The organism is Waterburya sp. (genome assembly GCF_058530065.1).
This window is the reverse complement of sequence record NZ_JBZNBU010000073.1, coordinates 1-4,595: the sequence shown is the minus strand read 5'-3', so window position 1 is coordinate 4,595 and position 4,595 is coordinate 1. Positions and strand designations below refer to the sequence as shown.

Genomic DNA, 4,595 nt, shown 5'->3' with positions numbered 1-4,595 from the left:
TATCTAACAGGAGGGAAGGTTTAGGATTATTTTGCGGTTCTCGTTTTTTAATGATTTCTAATATTCCCTGACGATGTTTGGGAGGAATCTCAGTAAATTGATTATCGAAATAATCGATCGTTGCCATCATTAATTCCGACGCACCTAGATTATTAGGTGGAGGAAAAACCACTCGTTCTAAGTCGAGATCGATAATCGATTGGAAAAAAATCTTAATGAATTCTACTTGGGACTGTTTCAGTATTTCATAGGGTGTAGTAATACAGTTTTTTTGACCGATTTGATAAGCTACAGCATTAACTACGTTGTACCAAGAAATATCAAATTCTTCTATTTCTTTTAAAAACTCATCTAAAGAGTATTTTGCACCATGAATTTTACGAAATTTATAACAAGATTCTAAATAACTATCTTGTCGGCGAACGCATAACAAAAATTTTGTGGGATATTTTTCATTCACCTTACTAATCAAATTAGCAAACTTAAGAATAGAATTGGGATGAAAAAAATTGCGCTCGCTCGCTCGAAAAATACCAGGCATCAAACCAATAATATTGGCATCTTCAGAAATAATTATTTGTTGATAATTATTTTGGTAATCTTCTTCTGCCAACTTGATAATATCATTGGCGGAAATATCGCGATCGCGAAATCGATCTAAATGGATAGCAATTTTTTGTTCGGCAAATAATTCTTGGTTTTTACGCAAGAACATTTTCATGAAACTGGAAGCTGTTTTATGTCCGCCACAATGGAGATATATTGTCATTGTTTTAATTTTTTTAGCTTAAAATCCCTTATAAATAGCATTCAAATTCCGTGTTTTGCAAACTTTCCTTGATTTCATAAAAGTTATCAATGACGTTAGTTAACAAAGAAGTTTGCTTGACGTAAAAAGGTTCGGTATTGAATCTGGCAGCATCTACTTCTAAAAGTTCTGCTAAAGAGTTAACCGTACTGGGAGAAAAAGAACGATTTTCATCAAATAAATCTTCGTAATAGAGGGTAATAGAATTCTTATAATTCTTAAAGAATGAAGCAATCCGAGTTATTTCTTTCTTTCTACTATTCAGTTGATTAAAAATAGTAGTAGGATTCAAGGTAATTTTAGTGTTGCCAATCTTTTTCAGATGCTCTGGTTTAGCGTGCCAAATTTGATGCTTTGAGGCTAAAGTTTGAGACACTAAAACTTTAAGAACATTTCTCCGAATCAGGTGAATTACAGGATATTTATTTTGCTTGATAAACTTGAGGACTTGGGGTTGATTATTAGTCAAATACCAATAATCATTTAAGTGATGTAGCTGATTATATTTTAAATCTAAAACAAACTTATTTTTGCCATATCCTTCCCCCAGAAAATCCAGAAAATCTTGGAAAGACTCTTCGCGGCGATCGGGATAAAGATATTTAAGGTTACCTGAATCTCGTTCGATTTGACGTTTTAAGAAATGAAAATAGCCATTTTTATCAGAAGCATTTTCATGAAAAACTTCACTACAATAAGCAATCGCAGGATGAGATTCGAGCATTCTGCCAAAGACTCTAGTACCAGAGCGTTGTTTGGCGATGAGGAAACAAGGTTTTTGGTTCATTTTAATTAAATATCGTAATAATTAAGCAGTTTCTAGTACTAAATTTTGTGCTTTAGTTAATTCTTCGGCGGTGTTAACTTCCATAACAGCTTTAGCTGTTTGACAGACGCGGATGGTGTAGCCATGTTCTAAGACTCGCAATTGTTCCAAACCTTCGCATTGTTCGATGGGAGTAGCAGGAAGTTGGGTATAAGTTTCGAGAAAATCCTGACGGAAGGCATATAAGCCGAGATGGTGGTAGACGGGTACTTCTATGGAATTGCGATAAAAAGGAATTGGCGATCGCGAAAAGTATAAAGCCTGTTTGTTTTGTCCGCAGACTACTTTAACTACATTAGGATTGTGATAGTCGGTAGCCCGATCGAGAGGACAAGCTAGAGTAGTCATTTCGGGTAACTCTCCTTCTTGGTAGGGTGTGACTAACTCCCGCAACATCTGAGAAGTGACAAAAGGCTGATCTCCTTGGACATTTACTACTACCGAGTATTCGGGATAGCGGGTGGCTACTTCTGCCACGCGATCTGTACCTGTAGAATGTTCGCTGCTAGTTAATTCTACTTCACCGCCAAAACTATTAACGCGATCGCTAACCAGTAAACTGTCGGTGGCTACTATTACTTTATCGAATACTTGAGAATTTACCGCTGCTTCGTATACCCATTGCACCATTGGCTTATTACCGATTAAGGCTAAAACCTTGCCAGCCAAACGCTGAGAATCATAACGGGCGGGAATTACACCGAGATTCTTCATTATAGTCCACTCCTAACTATATCGTGTAAACGAATTAAACCAATACTTTTGTTGTCGCCATCGACAACAGGTAAAATCGAAATCTGTGACTCTCGCTTTTCCATCAGTTGCAACGCATCGTAAGCGAGGGTTTGGGGATTGACCACTACGGGATCTTTGGTCATCATGTCTTTAGCAGTGAGGCTGTAGATATACTCTGCATGACTTTTCATAATCCAACGGCGTAAATCCCCATCGGTAATGATTCCCAATAGTAAGTTTTCGCTATCGATAATATTGACCGCACCAAAACCCCCCTGAGTCAAAGCACAGACTACATCAGTCCATTGTGCGTCGGGGTAAAGTTGGGGATAGTTGCGATCGTGCATCAAATCTCTAACTCGCAGAGTTAGACGCTTACCCAGTCTTCCCGCAGGATGATTATAGGCAAAAGCTTCTGGGGTTAAACCTTTCATCTGTACCAAAGTCATGGCTAGGGCATCTCCTAAAGCCAAGGCGACGGTAGTACTGGTGGTGGGGGCGAGATTGAGGGGGCAAGCTTCGCGATCTACTGAAGCGTCTAATACTGCATCTGCGTGACGGGCAATGCTGGATTTTATATTACCCAAGATACCAATTATGGGTACGGAACGTAATTTGAGATGAGGAATCATGGTAATTAGTTCGTCGGTTTCCCCGCTATTACTCAGCATCACTACTACATCTTGAGGAGTAACGATGCCAAAATCACCGTGTAGCGCGTCGCAAGGATGGAGAAAAATAGCTAACGTACCGATACTGGTAAGAGTTGCAGCGATTTTTTGCGCCACAATTCCCGATTTACCTACCCCAGTCATAATCACCTTTCCAGTGCAATTCTGAAGGATTTGTAGGCTATTATCTGCTTGAGTGCGATCGAGTTTTTCCGAAGTTCGATTGATTGCAGCAGCTTCTAGTTGTAGAAGTTCAAATATGTTTGAGGCGGCAGTATTTGGTGGCGGTTTGGTATACATTTTGTTAGTTGTTAATGGTTAGTAGTTAGTTGTTAGTTGTTAGTTGTTAGTTGTTAGCTATTGGTAAAAGCGAAGCCGTTATAGGTTATAGGTTATAGGTTATAATCACCTACGACTATACAGATCGCAGATGATGTCGGTATCGACAAAATTGAATCCCCAAAAGCTACGCAGAGAAGTTCTGATGCGATTGGGTTTTTTAGGAATTGTCAGATTGGTAAGGGGAGAAGTTGTAACAAGAGGCGATAAGATTTTGCGCCAAAAATCTCCAGAGAAGATAGTGTCATCGACAGTAAAAAAAGAACCGAGTTTGAATTCTGCTTCGTTATATTCTTCAGTAAAGCGGAAAGGATAATCGGAGAAATGATAGCCTTCTTTACCTAAATATTTAGCTTCGATAGAAGTACTAGAACTAATACTATAAACTGCCTCGATATTTTCATGGGACATTAAATAGTAAAAGTTGTCTGTAACTATTTGACAATTACCAAATAAGCGGGAAATAGAAATAGCTTCAAAAGGATCTAAACTGTAGGGATGAGCTTTAATTAAGAGAGTGTCATAATTAGCCGAAATTTCTGCCAGGCGATCGCAAAAATCTTTGACTTTATAAAATTTATTTTGATGGATTAATACCTTATCATCGGTAGTTTGTCCTGCAAATAAAGCAGTCTTACCAGATATCTCTAAACGGTTTAAACGACTCATAGAAGCCATCACAATTCCTGCCTGAAGTAAAATCAATTCTTCTGGCACAATATATTGAGTAAATAACTGATAAATTTCCCGATTGTTACTTCTAATACCGAAAATAATATCATCTAAAAATCTTACTGGATGAATAATAATATCTACAAAAGGAATACCTAAAGTATCTAAAGCATCTCGCAAGATTTCTGGTAGTTCAAAAGCAATTACAATTGAGTTTTTAAAAACCAACCAGACATTCATTAAAAAAGTATCGTCTAGTTGCTTATATTTATATAACTTAGCCCAACCTGATAAGGAAACTTCTGACTCGATCGCCTGATAGCCAGCTTGAGTTAAAGAGGTATCTTCCCTAGAAAATAATTGCTTTTCAATGGGTAAATCTACAGCTAAATTTAATCCTGGTCTTAATGCTTCATATAACCAGGTAATATTTATATCTTGCGAACCATTACCCAGATGATTCGACCTAAATATATCGCCTGTTAAAATTATCTTTTTTATTGTCATATTTGTAGTCAGTTATGAGTTATCAGTGACCAGTTAT

The 4,595-nt window shown here is 37.5% G+C and carries 5 protein-coding genes; all 5 read right to left on the bottom strand.

The window, feature by feature from the left end; all coding sequences use genetic code 11:
- Positions 1-769, bottom strand: a 769-nt coding sequence (locus AC33VI_RS04835) for a hypothetical protein (protein WP_491781134.1), incomplete at its 3' end; no start/stop codon positions are given.
- Positions 770-797: 28 nt separating this feature from the next.
- The gene (locus tag AC33VI_RS04830) at positions 798-1,595 is read right to left on the bottom strand and encodes a hypothetical protein (protein ID WP_491781133.1); all 798 of its coding nucleotides are present in this window, start codon (positions 1,593-1,595) and stop codon (positions 798-800) included.
- A 21-nt stretch (positions 1,596-1,616) separates the two neighbouring features.
- Entirely contained in the window at positions 1,617-2,348 is a 732-nt protein-coding gene (kdsB, locus tag AC33VI_RS04825; protein WP_491781132.1) for a 3-deoxy-manno-octulosonate cytidylyltransferase, read from the bottom strand.
- Positions 2,348-3,340: a KpsF/GutQ family sugar-phosphate isomerase gene (locus AC33VI_RS04820; protein WP_491781131.1), complete on the bottom strand. Its 993-nt coding sequence runs from the start codon at positions 3,338-3,340 to the stop codon at positions 2,348-2,350. Before AC33VI_RS04820 ends, kdsB begins: the two co-directional genes overlap by 1 nt.
- A 105-nt stretch (positions 3,341-3,445) precedes the next feature.
- Entirely contained in the window at positions 3,446-4,558 is a 1,113-nt protein-coding gene (locus AC33VI_RS04815; protein ID WP_491781130.1) for a hypothetical protein, read from the bottom strand.
- Between the last annotated feature and the right edge of the window lie 37 nt (positions 4,559-4,595).

Excerpts from the sequence above, each read along its gene's own strand:
- AC33VI_RS04830 (WP_491781133.1), bottom strand. The coding sequence starts at position 1,595 with ATGAACCAAAAACCTTGTTTCCTCATCGCCAAACAACGCTCTGGTACT.
- kdsB (WP_491781132.1), bottom strand. The coding sequence starts at position 2,348 with ATGAAGAATCTCGGTGTAATTCCCGCCCGTTATGATTCTCAGCGTTTG.
- AC33VI_RS04820 (WP_491781131.1), bottom strand. The coding sequence starts at position 3,340 with ATGTATACCAAACCGCCACCAAATACTGCCGCCTCAAACATATTTGAA.
- AC33VI_RS04815 (WP_491781130.1), bottom strand. The coding sequence starts at position 4,558 with ATGACAATAAAAAAGATAATTTTAACAGGCGATATATTTAGGTCGAAT.